Source organism: Mesorhizobium sp. Mes31 (assembly GCF_024519675.1).
Lineage (GTDB): Bacteria > Pseudomonadota > Alphaproteobacteria > Rhizobiales > Rhizobiaceae > Mesorhizobium.
The window spans coordinates 1-14,190 of the sequence record NZ_JALJRL010000001.1 but is presented as its reverse complement, the minus strand read 5'-3'; the positions used below and the strand labels follow the sequence as shown (position 1 = coordinate 14,190).

11 protein-coding genes are annotated in these 14,190 nt (G+C 60.9%); 7 read left to right on the top strand and 4 right to left on the bottom strand.

What is annotated here, in order from left to right; genetic code table 11:
* Positions 1-187 precede the first annotated feature (187 nt).
* Both NR193_RS00055 and NR193_RS00050 read left to right on the top strand, forming a co-directional pair.
* Positions 188-1,177, top strand: coding sequence for a LysR family transcriptional regulator (locus NR193_RS00055; protein ID WP_091579790.1), 990 nt, complete (start codon positions 188-190; stop codon positions 1,175-1,177).
* A 298-nt stretch (positions 1,178-1,475) separates the two neighbouring features.
* Positions 1,476-2,237, top strand: coding sequence for a Stf0 family sulfotransferase (locus NR193_RS00050; RefSeq protein ID WP_256748867.1), 762 nt, complete (start codon positions 1,476-1,478; stop codon positions 2,235-2,237).
* A gap of 259 nt (positions 2,238-2,496) precedes the next feature.
* On the opposite strand, the gene NR193_RS00045 is transcribed toward NR193_RS00050, so the two are convergent.
* The 4 genes from NR193_RS00045 to NR193_RS00030 form a co-directional block, all read right to left on the bottom strand.
* A complete protein-coding gene (locus tag NR193_RS00045) occupies positions 2,497-3,582 on the bottom strand; it encodes an ABC transporter ATP-binding protein (protein ID WP_256748866.1) in 1,086 nt (361 codons plus the stop codon).
* Positions 3,583-3,596: 14 nt separating this feature from the next.
* Positions 3,597-4,454 (bottom strand): carbohydrate ABC transporter permease, encoded by an 858-nt coding sequence (locus tag NR193_RS00040; protein ID WP_256748865.1) that lies wholly within the window; start codon positions 4,452-4,454, stop codon positions 3,597-3,599.
* Entirely contained in the window at positions 4,447-5,334 is an 888-nt protein-coding gene (locus NR193_RS00035) for a carbohydrate ABC transporter permease (RefSeq protein WP_256748864.1), read from the bottom strand. The genes NR193_RS00040 and NR193_RS00035 overlap by 8 nt, the downstream gene beginning before the upstream one ends.
* Positions 5,335-5,401: 67 nt before the next feature.
* Entirely contained in the window at positions 5,402-6,673 is a 1,272-nt protein-coding gene (locus tag NR193_RS00030) for an ABC transporter substrate-binding protein (protein WP_256748863.1), read from the bottom strand.
* A gap of 237 nt (positions 6,674-6,910) precedes the next feature.
* Here NR193_RS00030 and NR193_RS00025 point away from each other — a divergent pair, with 237 nt between their 5' ends.
* The 5 genes from NR193_RS00025 to NR193_RS00005 are packed head-to-tail and all read left to right on the top strand — an operon-like array spanning position 6,911 to position 13,795.
* Complete coding sequence (locus tag NR193_RS00025; protein ID WP_256748862.1) at positions 6,911-7,651, top strand: IclR family transcriptional regulator; 741 nt, start codon at positions 6,911-6,913, stop codon at positions 7,649-7,651.
* Complete coding sequence (locus NR193_RS00020) at positions 7,641-8,711, top strand: Gfo/Idh/MocA family protein (RefSeq protein ID WP_256748861.1); 1,071 nt, start codon at positions 7,641-7,643, stop codon at positions 8,709-8,711. Before NR193_RS00025 ends, NR193_RS00020 begins: the two co-directional genes overlap by 11 nt.
* A 10-nt stretch (positions 8,712-8,721) precedes the next feature.
* Positions 8,722-10,620: a thiamine pyrophosphate-dependent enzyme gene (locus tag NR193_RS00015; protein WP_256748860.1), complete on the top strand. Its 1,899-nt coding sequence runs from the start codon at positions 8,722-8,724 to the stop codon at positions 10,618-10,620.
* A gap of 11 nt (positions 10,621-10,631) precedes the next feature.
* Entirely contained in the window at positions 10,632-12,086 is a 1,455-nt protein-coding gene (locus NR193_RS00010; protein ID WP_256748859.1) for an NAD-dependent succinate-semialdehyde dehydrogenase, read from the top strand.
* The gene (locus NR193_RS00005; RefSeq protein WP_256748858.1) at positions 12,086-13,795 is read left to right on the top strand and encodes a dihydroxy-acid dehydratase; all 1,710 of its coding nucleotides are present in this window, start codon (positions 12,086-12,088) and stop codon (positions 13,793-13,795) included. The genes NR193_RS00010 and NR193_RS00005 overlap by 1 nt, the downstream gene beginning before the upstream one ends.
* Positions 13,796-14,190 lie beyond the last annotated feature (395 nt).

The following is a 14,190-nucleotide window of genomic DNA, read 5'->3' as shown; positions in this document are numbered from 1 at the left end:
ATTTCAATCGATACGATTCTTCTCGTCAGCGACCGTCGCGTCTCGGAACGCGCGAAGGGTGTGGCCCTTTGCCATAACTGTCAAATGCGATCTTTGATGGTTGCTATATCACTATTGGTATGTGTTATGAGACGTCACGAGACCGCCGACAATACCGGCCGGCGGCGAGCGGAGGCGACGAGAAGCCATGGTGGCGCTACGGAATCCGACAGCGGTTTCAAATGGTTACAGCGAGATGCCGGGCGATGGCGAAACCCTGCTGCGCAGTGGTCTCAGCCTCCGTCACATGCGCATGATCGTCGCGCTAGACGATCATGGCCGGGTGAGCGCGGCAGCCCAGGTCATGAACATTTCGCAGCCAGCGGCCTCGCGCATGATCGGTGAGATGGAGGCCGTGCTCGAGGTCAAGCTGTGTGAAAGGCTGCCGCGCGGCATCACGTTGACGCCGTACGGCAAGGCACTGGCCAGGCGCGCGCGATCGATCCTGCTGGAGATGCGCGAGGTCGACCGCGAGATATCCGAGCTCAAGGCGGGCAAGGGCGGTTCGGTGTTCCTGGGTGCCGTGACGGCGCCGGCGATCGAACTGGCGGTGCCGGCGATTCGCGAGATCCGCCGCATCTATCCGCGCATCGAGATCACCATGCAGGTCGAGACCTCCAACGTGCTGGCGCGCGAACTGATCGCCACGCGCCATGACTTCATCATCGCGCGCATCCCCGACGATCTCAATCCGCGGCTGTTCGAGTCGCGCGTCATCGGCGTCGAGAAAGCCTGTCTTATCGTGCGCCGTGGTCATCCGCTTACGCGGGGCGAGGCGGTGCGGCTGGAAGACACCGCCGCCTATGACTGGGTCTTCCAGTCGGGCGGCTCGCCGCTGCGCCAGGCGATGGAGAGCAATTTCCTGAACCGCAACATCGCCCTGCCGGACCGCATCCTCAACACCAGCTCGCTGCTCCTGACCCTGGTCATGGTCGCGCAGTCCGACGCCATCGCCCCGGTCTCGGTCCAGGTCGCGAAATTCATCCAGAATCCCGACGGGCTGGCCGGCGCCATCGACGTCGTCCACACCGAATTCGACATCGAGGTCAGGCCCTACAGCCTGATCACCGTGAAAAACCGTGTGCTGTCGCCCGCCGCCAAGATGCTGCACGACTTCATTCTGCGAGAGGTGGGATAGCGGCCACTGCGGGCAAGGTTATCCTGCCCGACGCACGACTTGATCACCAGCGAACTTCAGCATCGAATGGGTGGCCAGATGATCGCCGACGGATGCAATGGTTCCATAGGCGACAGATCCGATGCGGCGGCTCCCAGGTCCGACCGCCAACGGCGAATGCCATTGCCGGCAAATGGCCTAAGCCCCGGAGCCAGTTGGTGCCACATGTACAACCCAAAGCGAGGGGCTACACATTCCTTGAGAGCGCCATATTTCCCTTAACTAATGAATCTCTGCGAACCACCAGCAAAGGGGACACATGAAAGGCGTGGCAATATTGACCGAGGCTCGTAGCGGCTCCGAATGGCTCGGCAGTCTCACCAACAGCACCGGTACCTTTGGCAATTCGGCCGAATGGCTCGATACCATCAATCTGGGATTCAAGCCGAAATCGTTCGATGAACTTCTTTCCGCAGTGATCGATCGCGGCGGGACCGCGAATGGCAGGTTCGCGGTAAAGTTGTTCCCACGGCATCTTCACTGGTCGCAGGCGAAATATGGAACCGACTTCCTCGCCGAATGCGTCAGGCGCCATGATATGGGATTGATCCTGCTGGAGCGGAGAGACCGCCTTCGTCAAGCAATTTCCCATTGTCGGGCGAAGGCGACAGGCCATTGGAAAAGCACGATGAACGGCGCGGATGTGGTTCCGCAATACGACTTCGCGGGCATCTGCCAGGCCTACTTCCTGATCGAACAGAGCTATGCCTTCTGGGAGGCCTACTTGCGCATAGCCAATCTGCCTTACGACCATTTCGTCTATGAAGACCTGTTGGACGACCCTCGTCCTTATGTCGAATCGATGGCCCGGCAGTTGTCGGTTGAAATGCCAGACGGCGAGTTCAAGACGAATTTACGATTGCAGCGGGACACGCACACTGAAAACTGGGTAGAGCGGTTCCAAGATGACGCCAAATCCAAGAGCCCATTGGCCCATCTCCCCGAACACGTGGCGCCGCGCAACATTGATAATCTCGCTCGGTTCCTTCTGAAGAAGCAGATGCGAATCAGCCAGGCTTAGGCAGCCTGTTCGAACCTTCCGGAATGTGGGGCCTGGAGCGGGAATCGAACCCGCGCGTTCAGCTTGGGAAGCTGGACGTATTGTAGTAATTTCAGTGGCTGGGTTGTAAAACGGGGATAATTCTCGCCGGAAATTCTGCAATGAAATCAATGACGCTGTAAGATTTCTGAGCACTTCGACTCTTGGCCTGGGCAGCCGTCAACACCCTCGACGCTAAGGCGGTCATCAGCAAGCGCTCCCGGGCATGGCCTGCAAAGTTCTAGATTTGCGACCGTATGGAGATCCCGTCTCGTCCGAAGACATGGACACGCTGTCCAATCATGGTTACGGGCACGAGGTCGCCGGGACGGACCTGCGGATTGGCCGGCAGCTTGATCGACAACAATTCTTCCTGGCCATCGATGCCAGCATAGGCGATGGTCTCGCTTCCAAGCCGCTCAACGACCGCAATCCTTGCCTGGCAAATCTGCGGACCTTCACCGCCGATGGCCAGACTTTCCGGCCGGATGCCGACCGTTACGTCCTCTCCCGGTTGAGCCGGCACTTCATCGCCGAGCTGCACGGCCATCCCACCGGCCACCGCCATCTGCCGCCCTTCGACGACGTCTATCTTTGCAGCGAGGAAATTCATCTTCGGCGAGCCGATAAACTGGGCGACGAAGCGATTTGCAGGGTGTTCATAGAGGTCTATCGGCGCCCCGACCTGTTCGATGCGGCCTGCATTCAGAACCACGATCCGGTCGGCCAGCGTCATCGCCTCGACCTGGTCATGGGTCACGTAGATCATCGTCGCCTTCAGGCGCTGGTGTAGGCGTGCGATCTCGAGCCGCATCTGCATGCGAAGTGCCGCATCGAGGTTGGAGAGCGGCTCGTCGAACAGGAACACGTCCGGGTTGCGGATGATCGCGCGACCGATCGCGACACGCTGCCGCTGCCCGCCTGACAGCTGCTTGGGCCGACGATCGAGAAGCGGCGTCAGCTGCAGGATATCGGCGACCTCGGCGAGCTTTTTTGTAATTTCATCTTTGCCGGCATGCGCCAATCGAAGACCGAAGGTGATGTTGTCGGCGACGCTCATATGGGGGAAAAGCGCATAGGACTGGAACACCATGGCGATGCCGCGCCGAGCCGGCGGGACATGGGTGACATCACGGTCGCGAATCGAGATCATGCCAGAACTCGTCGTCTCTAGGCCCGAGATCATGCGGAGCAGCGTGGACTTGCCGCAGCCTGACGGTCCTACGAAGACGACAAACTCGCCCGACGGGATGTCGAGTTCGATACCTTTGATGATGTGGACATCGCCGAAGGATTTACGGATATTCTTGAGAGTAAGAGTGCTCATGCGATCTTTCCGGGTCAGCCTTTGACGGCCCCCATGGTCATGCCTTTTATGAAATAGCGCTGGAAGAAAAGGAAAACGGTCAGGGTCGGCAAGCTGGCTATCAGCGACAATGCGCCTTGGATGCCCCAAGCGACGCTGTATTGCCCCTGCAGGAAGACCAGGCCGAGCATGATCGTGCGCTTGTCGTCGGATTGCGTGAAGATCAGCGGCCAAAGGAAGTCGTTCCAGATCCAGGTGAACTGGAGTGTCGACAGCACTGCCAGCGCCGGCAGGCTGAGTGGCAGGGCGACCTTGGTCAACACCTGCCATTCGCTGGCGCCTTCAATGATGGCGGCTTCCCGGAGCGCCGCCGGCACGGTGGCGAAGAAGTTGCGCATCATCAGCGTGCAGATCGGGATCCCCATGGCGATGTGCACGAAGATCATCGGCCAGAGCGTGTCGAGCAGGCCAAGTCCGTTGAAGAGGCGGAAGAGCGGGATCAAGATCACTTGCGGCGGGAAGAACATACCGGCAATGATCGCCAGGAACAGGACGTCGCTGCCACGGAACGGCAGCTTCGCGAAGACGTAGCCGGAGAGGATTCCGAGCACGATAGAGCCTGCTGTCGCCGGGACGGCGATCAGCAGCGTGTTTAGGAAATAGGTGTGGATCGCCGGGTCGGCGAGCACGGTCCTGAAGTTGTCGAGATAGAGGCTGGTCGGGAAGCTCCAGAGTTTGCCGAGAGCGATGTCCTCGGTGGTCTTCAGCGACGACAGGAGCACGCCGATCGTCGGGGCAAGGAAGAGCAGCGCGAGCACTGTCAGACATACGAAGATTGCCGCTTGCCACGGGTTGAAGGAGGGCATGGCGGCGGAGGCAAAGCGATCATTCATAGATTTCGTCGACTTTCCTCAACTGGCGGAAATAGGCGAAGATGATAGCGAGCGCGATGAGGAACAGGACGACTGAAATCGCACTGCCGTAGCCCATGTGATATTTCTTGAAGGACTCGTTATACATGTGCATGGCGAGCGTGTCGGAGCTGTTGAAAGGGCCGCCGCCGGTCATGATGTAGAGGATGTCGAAGCCTTTTAGCGAGTTGATGACGCCGAGTGCCACCACCACCACGGTGGCCGGGCGCAGCAGCGGCAGGACGACTTGCCGGATGCGCTGACCGGAGCTGGCGCCTTCGATATGGCAGACCTCGATGAGATCAGACGGAATGGCGGTCAGGCCGGCAAGGAAAATCACCATGGCGAGGCCTGTCTGCTGCCAGGACCAGGCTGCAATCACCGCGTAAAGGGCTGTCCCAGGCTTGGCGAGCCAGGCGAAATGGCTGTTGCCGCCGGTGACTAAGTTGATCGCCGTATTGAGCAGGCCCCAGTCCGGTTGGTAAATCCATACCCAGATCTGTCCCACGACAATCGCCGAGAGGCAGATCGGTAGATAGAAGATCGACTTGAATACCGAAGCCCCGGGAACCTGCGAGTCGATCAGCAGGGCCAGGACAAGGCCAAGGCCCGTCGGCACGATCACGGCAGCCAGCATCCAGATCACGGTGTTCACCGCGGCTCTCGTGAAAAGCGGGTCGTGGAAGATCTGCAGGAAGTTGTCGAATCCGACATACCGATAGTCGGCGCTGAAACCGTTCCAGTTGGTGATGCTGTAATAGAACGAGCTGAACAGTGGCCAGACCACGAGGATCCCGAACACGGCAAGCGGTGGGATCAGCATCGCCACCCGCCACAGCGTCTTGTCCTTCTCCAAATTCATCTTCCTTCAATGGTCAGTGCCGGCCGATATCATCGAATCGGCCGGCCCCTCATGACGAGACGGTCGCTTACTGCTTGAATGCAGCGGCCGCGGCAGTTTGCGTCTGGTCGAGCATCGACTTGACGTCGCCAGGATTGTCAAGAAACTGGGAGAACATTGAAAGGCCCACTTCAGAGACCGCCGGAGGCGTGGCAAGGTCGTAGTTGAAGGCGAAGGCCGGTGCATGCTTCACAACATCGAGCGCGTGCTGCATCACTGGGGTGTAGGTCTTGGGATCGACCATCTCGTTGGCCGACAGGGCTCCTTGGATCGAGGCCCACTTCGCCTGGACGTCGGGCTTGGAGATCATGAATGCGAGGAGCTTCTCGGCTCCTTCCATGTTCTTGGCGTTCGCCGCGATCACCAGGCCGTCGACCGGACCGACGGCAGCGCGCGGAACACCATCCTTGACCGTCGGGAACTCGAAGAAGTCATAGTCGGCATCGGTGAACTTGTTGGTGTTCCAGTAGCCGGTGATCCAGGTGCCCATCAGGGTCATCGCGGCCTCGCCGCGTTGCACCTGGTCGGCGGCGTCCGTCCAGTCATAGGCGTTGGGGGTCTTGGTGAAGTCGCCGGCCTCCAGCAACTGCTTCCAGAGTTCCATCGCCTGCGCGACTTCCGGATCGGTATAGGAGGCGGTGCCGGCCATGAGCTTTGCGCGATAATCCGGTCCGGCGGTCCTGAGCAGCAGGTAGTCGAACCAGAACTGCGCCGGCCAGCGGTTCTTCGAGCCGAGCGCGATCGGTGTGACGCCGGCTGCCTTCAGCTTGTCGCACATCGCCTTGAACTCGTCCCAGGTCTTCGGCATTTCGGTGATACCGGCCTTCTGCAGGATCTTCTTGTTGTAGAAGATGCCGGCATAGTGATAGCCAAACGGGATCAGGTAACGGTGGCCGTTATAGAGGGTCGCACCGTCGGCGACCGGCTTGGCGACAATCGCGTCGAGATTGGCGGCCTTCCACATGTCGTCGATCGGATGCAGGCTCTTCGAATTGATGATGAACTGTGTCTTTGCGCCCGCCCAGTAGCTGAACACGTCGGGCAGGTTGCCACCGGCTGCCCGCACCAGGATGCCGGTCTTGAAGTCTTCGTGTCCGATCGGGCTGTCCTTCACCGTGACGCCGGTTTCCTTGTTGAATTCGGCGAAGATCTGCTTGAGGCCGTCGAGGCCGAGATCGCCGGTGAAATAGTGGCTGATGGTGACTTCGCCGCCTGCAAAGACCTGCTGAACCGGCAGCGCTGCCATGAGGCCGGACGCCAGCACCGATACCATTAAGGCGCGTCGTGTTGTTTTGAACATCTGTTCCTCCCTCGAACCGTCAAACCCAAAGTTTGACAATGTTAAACTGTGTGCATTGCACGAGGATATAAAAGTCAGGGATCTACTATCCTGTCAATAAAAAGTGTTGCATACGGCTATTTTTTCTGAATTATCGTCCAAGACGGAGCAATTGCCGATTATTTGTTGCCCTATGTTTAACTTACGGTTTGCATATGTTAAACAAGGATATGGCAACGGAAGATCGCGAGACGAAAAATGAGATTGCTGAAATCATTGGCGCGTGGATTGGAAGCCCTCGACTACCTGGTCGCCCAAGGCGGACCGGTCAGATTGACCGAGCTTGCTTCGGCGCTCGGCGTCGACAAGTCCAACGCCTCGCATCTGCTTCAGACCCTTGTGGCGGGCGGCTATGCCGACCAGGTCGAGGGTCGGCGCTACCAGGCCTCGGCCAAGGTGGCAACCGATTCGTCGCCTTCCCTCGAGGACATCATCGACGTTCGCGATCGACTGCGTCCGGCGTTGGCCGCGCTCGTCGAGGAAACCCGCGAATGCGCCCATGTGGCCGTGCTGGTCGGCAGCCGCGTCTGGTATATCGACCAGATCGCCTCGCCGCTGCCGTTGAAGGTTGACCATCCGATCGGCTCCCTTGCGCCACTTCACTGCACCGCACTGGGTAAGGCGTTTCTCGCCTTTGGCGGTGCAAGTCCGCCGTCAAAGTTCGAGCAGCACACGCCAAAATCGATCGTTACCCAGCTTGCGCTGAATGCCGAGGTCGCCTCGACGCGTAAGCGAGGCTTTGCGCTTGATGACGAGGAATACACGCTCGGCATACGTTGCGCCGCCGTGCCGATCTACAACACGCGTGGACAGATGGTGGCGGCGATTGGCGTGTCCGGTCCCACCGCACGCATCGACGATATTCGTTTCGCCGAACTCGGCCAGACCGTGTTGGCACAAATCGACAAGATGAAACCTGGGGTATTGAATGTTTTATGACCGTTTGCGCGTGGCCATGATCGGCACGGGCCGGATTTCCGACCTGCACGCAATCGAATATTGCCAGAACCCTCACACGGAGATCGTCGCGCTCTGCGATCGGGATATGGAATCGGCAAGAAGCCGGGCATCAGCCTGGGGCGTCGAGAATGCACGGATCGTCGACGATTACAGGACCATCCTGGCCGATCCGGAGATCGACCTGGTCGAAATCCTGTTGCCGCACCACCTGCATTGCTCGGTCACGCTTGCGGCGATCGAGGCGGGAAAGGTCGTGTCGCTGCAGAAGCCGATGTGTGTCGATCTCGCCGAAGCGGACAAAGTGGTGGAGGCTGCCGCGAACGCCCGCGCACCGGTCAAGGTGTTCGAAAATTTCATCTTCTATCCTCCCGTGATGAAGGCGAAGTCCCTGGTGGATGAAGGCGCGATCGGCACCCCCCTCACCATCCGCATCAAGAGCAATCCAGGCCGGTCGCAGACAGCCTGGGACGTCCCGCATGCCGCGGACGCCTGGCGGCAGGAGCGGTCGCAGTCTGGCGGCGGGCCGCTGGTGTTCGACGACGGCCATCACAAGTTCGCGCTCGCCTGGCACTTCATGGGCAATCCGGACGAAGTGCATGCCTTCATCGGCGAGACGCAGCGGCAGGACGGGTTCTATTTCGATGCCCCGGCCATGGTCTCGTTCCGGTTCCCCGGCAACCGCATGGGCAATCTCGAAGTCGTCTATTCACCCGAACTCGACATCATCACCCGCCACTATGCCCAAGACGATCGTGTCGAGATCACCGGCACCAAGGGCGTCATATGGATCAATTGCGGTCACGGCCGCCTTGGCGATCCCCCGCCGCTCGCCCTTTATCGGGACGGCGAACTCCGCACTTTCCGCGGCATGGAAACCGGCTGGGAAGCGAGCTTCGTCCACTCGACACGGCATTTCATCGAGGCGTTGCGCAGCGGCACCGCTCCTTCTCTGACCGCTTGCGAAGGCCGTCAGGTGCTCCGGTTCGCGCTGGCGGCTGAAGAGTCGGCGCGCACCGGCAAGACAGTCGAGCTCGGGTGAGGGGGTGGCCGTGCTGCAGACCGAGGCCAACTCAAGCTCCGATATTTCCGCAGCGCGCCTGGCAGGGCGCATTGCTGCCACAGGCGGCTTTGAGCAAGCGCTTGCCGCCGGCCTGTTCTCCACACCTCACCGGATCACGTTGAGCGAGGCACTCGTGCTCGGCCTTCTCAAGCAGGGGGTGAGCAAATATTTTGCCATCTTCGGCCATGGTTCGACCGCGCTTGCCGAGACCTTGCGTGTCTATGAGATCTTTGGACTTGTCAGCGTCTGGCAATGCCGCAACGAGGTCGAGATGGCGCATGCCGCCACCGTGCTTCGGTGGGCCTATGGCGAACCCTCGGCCGTCGTGACCTCTATCGGGCCCGGCGCATTGCAGGCCATGGCCGGGTCGCTCGCTGCCGCCTCGAATGGGATTGGCGTCTATCACCTCTATGGTGACGAGACGACACATGGCGAAGGCTACAATATGCAGCAGGTGCCGAAACTGGAGCAGATGCTCTACGGCCGGATCACGGCCCTGATGGGACGCTCCTATGTGCTGCATACGCCCGACGCGTTGCGCGACGCCTTGCGCCGCGGCGCGGCGACCGTGTTCCATGATTTCAAGGCTGGCCCGTTCTACCTGCTGCTGCCGATCAACACGCAGCCAAAGGAAGTCGACATCCGGATAGACACGCTGCCGGCGGTGACGCCTATCGCGCCTTCGGCCCCGGCCGCAGCGGCCTCGCTTGACCGAGCCGCGGAACTGATCCGCGCGACCGCACGCATTGTCGTCAAGGCCGGTGGCGGCAGCCGCGGCCATGCCGAAGCTGTTCGGCGCTTCGCCGAAGCTTCCGGTGCCGCTGTCGTGCTGAGCCCCGGATCAACCGGCGTCGTGCCGGACGATCATCCGCAGAACATGCATGTTGGCGGGTCGAAGGGTTCGATCAGTGGTAACTGGGCCATGAAGCATGCCGAACTGCTGGTCGTCGTCGGCTCGCGCGGCGTCTGCCAGTCCGATTGCTCCGGAATTGGCTATCCCAGGGTCACCAATGTCATCAACGTCAATGCCGATCTCGACGACGTTCAGCACTACAACAACACGACAGCGCTACACGGCGACATCGGCGCCATTCTCGCAGCGCTTACGGCACGCCTCGAAAGTGCAGGGTTGTTGGTGAACCGCGCTCGGCAGGCCTGGCTCGGCGATTGCCTGGCTGAAAAGCGGCGGTGGGGCGCCTTCAAAAGGGTGCGCTACGAAACGGCCCCGATCATCGACGCAGTCTGGGGACGGCCGGTGCTGACCCAGCCGCGCGCTATCAAAGTGGTCGCCGATTTCTGCAAGGCCAATGGCGCGCTCAAGCTGTTCGACGCCGGCGATGTCCAGGCGAACGGTTTTCAGGTCGTCGAGGACGAACGGCCTGAGGACACGATCACCGAAAGCGGTGCGTCCTACATGGGCTTCGCAGTCTCGGGATTGCTCGCCGCCGCCGTGGCGGACAAGCCGCGTTACACGGTCGCCTTTACCGGCGACGGATCGTTCATGATGAACCCGCAGATCCTGGTCGACGGTGTCGAACATGGCCTGCATGCCACGATCGTCCTGTTCGACAATCGTCGGATGGCGGCGATCACATCCCTGCAGCTTGCCCAGTATGGCCGCGAATTCCGCACCAATGACAGCGTTGCGGTCGATTATGTCCGGTTCGCCGGTGCGATTGAAGGCGTGCTGGCGCTCGACGGCGGCAATTCACCCGACAGCCTGCTGGACGCATTGAGGCGGGCACATGCTCATCGTGGACTGAGCGTGGTGCATGTGCCCGTTTACTTCGGCGACGATCCGATCGCCTCCCTCGGCGCCCATGGTTCCTGGAACGTCGGCAACTGGGTTGCCGACGTCGAAGAAGCCTACCGGGCGGCGACGATATAGGAACTTCCCCCATGTATGAGAACTATGGCCTTTTTATCGAGAACCGATGGCGGCCCGCCGGTTCCGGCGAAACCCGCGCGGTCGTCAGCCCCGTCACCGGCGAACCGGTCGGTCACGTGCCGAACGCCGCCGAAGGAGACATCGACACGGCGCTGGCAGGCGCAGAGGCTGCTTTCAGCGTCTGGCGCGCCGTTCCGGTTTGGGAGCGTGGCCGAACTCTCGCCAAGGCATCATCGCTGATCCGCGCGCGCGCCGATACGATCGCTCGGATGATCAGCACCGAAACGGGAAAACCTCTCGCCGAGTCGATGGGTGAAATCAACGCCACGGCCGACCAGTTCGAATGGTATGGTGAGGAAGCCAAGCGCATCTATGGCCAGATAATCCCGGGCCGCAACGCCACCGACCGCATGTCGGTGACATACCAGCCGGTCGGTGTCTGCCTTTCGTTGTCTGCATGGAATTTTCCTGCTCTGCTCCCGGGCCGAAAGATCGCCGCGGCACTTGCCGCGGGATGTTCGGTTATTGCGAGGCCGGCGTCAGAAGCGCCAGGCGCATGCTTTGCCATCGCACAGGCGCTGATGGATGCCGGGCTTCCCTCCGGCGTCCTGACGATCCTGACTGGCGATCCAGGGCCGATCTCGGAACGACTGATCGTTTCGCCTGTTGTCCGCAAGGTCTCGCTGACGGGATCCGTCCGGGTCGGCAAGCATATCCTGTCGCTCTGCGCTGCGGGCATAAAGAAGGTCACGATGGAGCTTGGCGGCCATGCGCCGGTGATCGTTCATGCGGACGCCGATCCTGTCGCGACGGCGGAACGGGTTGCTGCGGCGAAATTCCGTAACGGCGGGCAGGTGTGCATTTCGCCCAGCCGCTTCTACGTGCATGTCAAGATCAAACGCGAATTCGAAGCCGCTTTCAAATCATTTGCCGAGAAACTCGTCGTCGGCGACGGACTTTCGGAAGGCGTCACCATGGGGCCGCTCATCCGCCCTAGCGCGGTCGAACAGTCGCTTGGACTTGTCGAGGACGCCGTTAAGCAAGGGGCGAAGCTCCTGACCGGCGGGCGCCGGCCAAGCCAGTACAACAAGGGCAACTTCCTGGAGCCGACGGTGTTGACGGACGTGCCCGACGAGGCGCGAATCATGCAGGAGGAACCGTTTGCGCCGGTCGCTCCGATTGCCGGGTTCTCCCGGCTCGACGACGTGATTCGTCGCGCCAACAGCGTGCCTTTCGGCCTCGCTTCCTATGTCTTTACGCATGATGACGCGCTCGCGGCACTCACGGCAGAGGGCATCGATGCAGGCATGGTTGGCGTGAACGAAACCATGCTGGCAACCGCGGAGGCGCCGTTCGGCGGCATCAAGGAGAGCGGGTTCGGCCGGGAAGGCGGCTCGCTCGGAATCATGGACTATCTCGAGTCGAAATATATCCGGCGCCGGTTGGAAATGAGGGGTGCCCTCTGATGGTCGACAGGCATGAAGGCCTTACCGGTGGCCTCACCAACTACGGCGACAGGGAATTTGCCCGCTATCTGCGCCGCTCCTTCGCGAAATCGATGGGCTACACCGACGCGTCGCTCGACAAGCCGATCGTCGGCATCTGCTATACGGAAAGCGGCTTCAACAACTGCCACCGCCATTTTCCCGAGCTCCTGGAGGCGGTGAAACGGGGCGTGCTCGCTGCCGGCGCCCTGCCGGTGCCGTTTCCGGTGATTTCACTCGGCGAAGTTTTCCTCAGTCCGACCAGCATGCAGTTTCGCAACCTAATGGCCATGGATGTCGAAGAAATGATCCGCGCCCAGCCGATGGACTCGGTCATCCTAATGGGCGGATGCGACAAGACCGTGCCGGCGCTGCTGATGGGCGCTGCCTCGGCCGGCAAGCCTGCGGTTCTTCTCGTGGCAGGTCCGATGATGACTGGGCGGCACAAAGGCGAACGGCTAGGTGCCTGCACAGATTGCCGCCGCTTCTGGGGGCAGTATCGCGGTGGCACCATCGATGAGGCCGAGATCAACCAGGTCGAGGGACGTCTCGCCGTGACGGCCGGCACCTGCGCGGTGATGGGAACAGCCAGCACCATGGCGCTGATCGGCGAGACGCTCGGCATGTGCCTGCCGGATACGGCGGCCATCCCAGCCGTGCATGCCGACCGGCTGCGGGCTGCTGAGGAGACCGGCGCGCTTGCCGCGCGGCTCGTCGGCTCGAACCAGACGCCGGACAAGATAGTCACCGCGGCTTCGGTGGAAAACGCAATGCGGGTGCTGCTGGCGGTGTCAGGTTCGACAAACGCGCTGATTCATCTGACCGCAATAGCCGGCCGTTTGGGGATCGATGTCGATCTCGACCATTTCAATAGGCTCTCCGACGAGACGCCGGTCGTGGTCAACCTCAAGCCCGTCGGGCAAGGTTACATGGAAGACTTCCACACGGCGGGCGGGCTCGAGGGCGTGTTGCGCGCGATTGCACCACTGCTTGATCTCAATGCGGTCGACATTACCGGGCAATCGATGGCGGAGCGGCTGGCGAAGCCGTTGTCCGACCCGATCGACCGAACCTATATCCGTTCTGCCGAGGATCCCATTGAGCGGGAGGGCGGACTTATCGCGCTCAATGGATCACTCGCGCCGGGTGGTGCCGTGCTGAAACGTGCCGCAGCAACGCCCGGGCTGCTCGAGCACGAGGGTCGTGCAGTTGTGTTCTCATCGCTGGATGATCTCGCGGCCAGGATCGACGATCCCGATCTCGATGTGAACGCCGACGACATACTGGTCCTGCAGAACGCCGGCCCGAAAAGCCCTTCCGGGATGCCGGAAGCCGGCTATCTGCCGATTCCGAAAAAGCTCGCACGGCAGGGTGTCAAGGATATGGTGCGAATCTCGGATGCGAGGATGAGCGGCACCGCCTTCGGCACGATCGTGCTGCATGTCACGCCGGAGGCAGCTTTGGGCGGTCCTCTCGCGCTTGTATGCAACGGCGATCGTATTCGACTCTCCGCCAGGGGCAAACGGATCGATCTGCTTGTCGACGAAGCCGAACTCGCCCGGCGCAAGGTCGAATTCCGACCGGACGCAGATGTCCCGGCGCGGGGTTACCAAGCGCTCTACCATCGCTCAGTGCTGCCTGCCACGCACGGATGCGATTTCGACTTTCTGCGCGTCACGAAGACAGCCTGATGCAGGCATTCGCCTGAGCAGAGTGACTGGATTTTGAAGTCAAGCGCAGCGAAACGAGAATCCGCACGCTACCCGATATGGCGTAGTGTCAGCACGGCACAGGCATCGCCGCAAGGCAGACGGACTCGTCCCGGCTTGGCGGTAAGGCTAGATCGCATCGGTGAACGAATTTACGTTCTGTCGGACGGTAAGAACAACATCACGGCATGGCCGCCCGCGAAAAGGCTGAACGAAAAGAGACGCCAATTGCGCGAGCGGGATGGTTGACGGTCACTTCCGCATGCCGGTTCACCAAGTCTTTCGCGCAAACCAGCCGGGGGCTGTCTCTCCATTCCCCCGGCTAGAGCATGATCCCGAAAAGTGGAATCCGGTTTTCGGGAAAGATCATGCTCAAA

What these genes read in the sequence shown, in the direction of transcription:
- NR193_RS00030 (WP_256748863.1), bottom strand. Translation starts at nt 6,673, where the DNA reads ATGTTCAAAACAACACGACGCGCCTTAATGGTATCGGTGCTGGCGTCC.
- NR193_RS00020 (WP_256748861.1), top strand. Translation starts at nt 7,641, where the DNA reads ATGTTTTATGACCGTTTGCGCGTGGCCATGATCGGCACGGGCCGGATT.
- NR193_RS00005 (WP_256748858.1), top strand. Translation starts at nt 12,086, where the DNA reads ATGGTCGACAGGCATGAAGGCCTTACCGGTGGCCTCACCAACTACGGC.
- NR193_RS00025 (WP_256748862.1), top strand. Translation starts at nt 6,911, where the DNA reads ATGAGATTGCTGAAATCATTGGCGCGTGGATTGGAAGCCCTCGACTAC.
- NR193_RS00010 (WP_256748859.1), top strand. Translation starts at nt 10,632, where the DNA reads ATGTATGAGAACTATGGCCTTTTTATCGAGAACCGATGGCGGCCCGCC.
- NR193_RS00040 (WP_256748865.1), bottom strand. Translation starts at nt 4,454, where the DNA reads ATGAATGATCGCTTTGCCTCCGCCGCCATGCCCTCCTTCAACCCGTGG.
- NR193_RS00035 (WP_256748864.1), bottom strand. Translation starts at nt 5,334, where the DNA reads ATGAATTTGGAGAAGGACAAGACGCTGTGGCGGGTGGCGATGCTGATC.
- NR193_RS00055 (WP_091579790.1), top strand. Translation starts at nt 188, where the DNA reads ATGGTGGCGCTACGGAATCCGACAGCGGTTTCAAATGGTTACAGCGAG.
- NR193_RS00045 (WP_256748866.1), bottom strand. Translation starts at nt 3,582, where the DNA reads ATGAGCACTCTTACTCTCAAGAATATCCGTAAATCCTTCGGCGATGTC.
- NR193_RS00050 (WP_256748867.1), top strand. Translation starts at nt 1,476, where the DNA reads ATGAAAGGCGTGGCAATATTGACCGAGGCTCGTAGCGGCTCCGAATGG.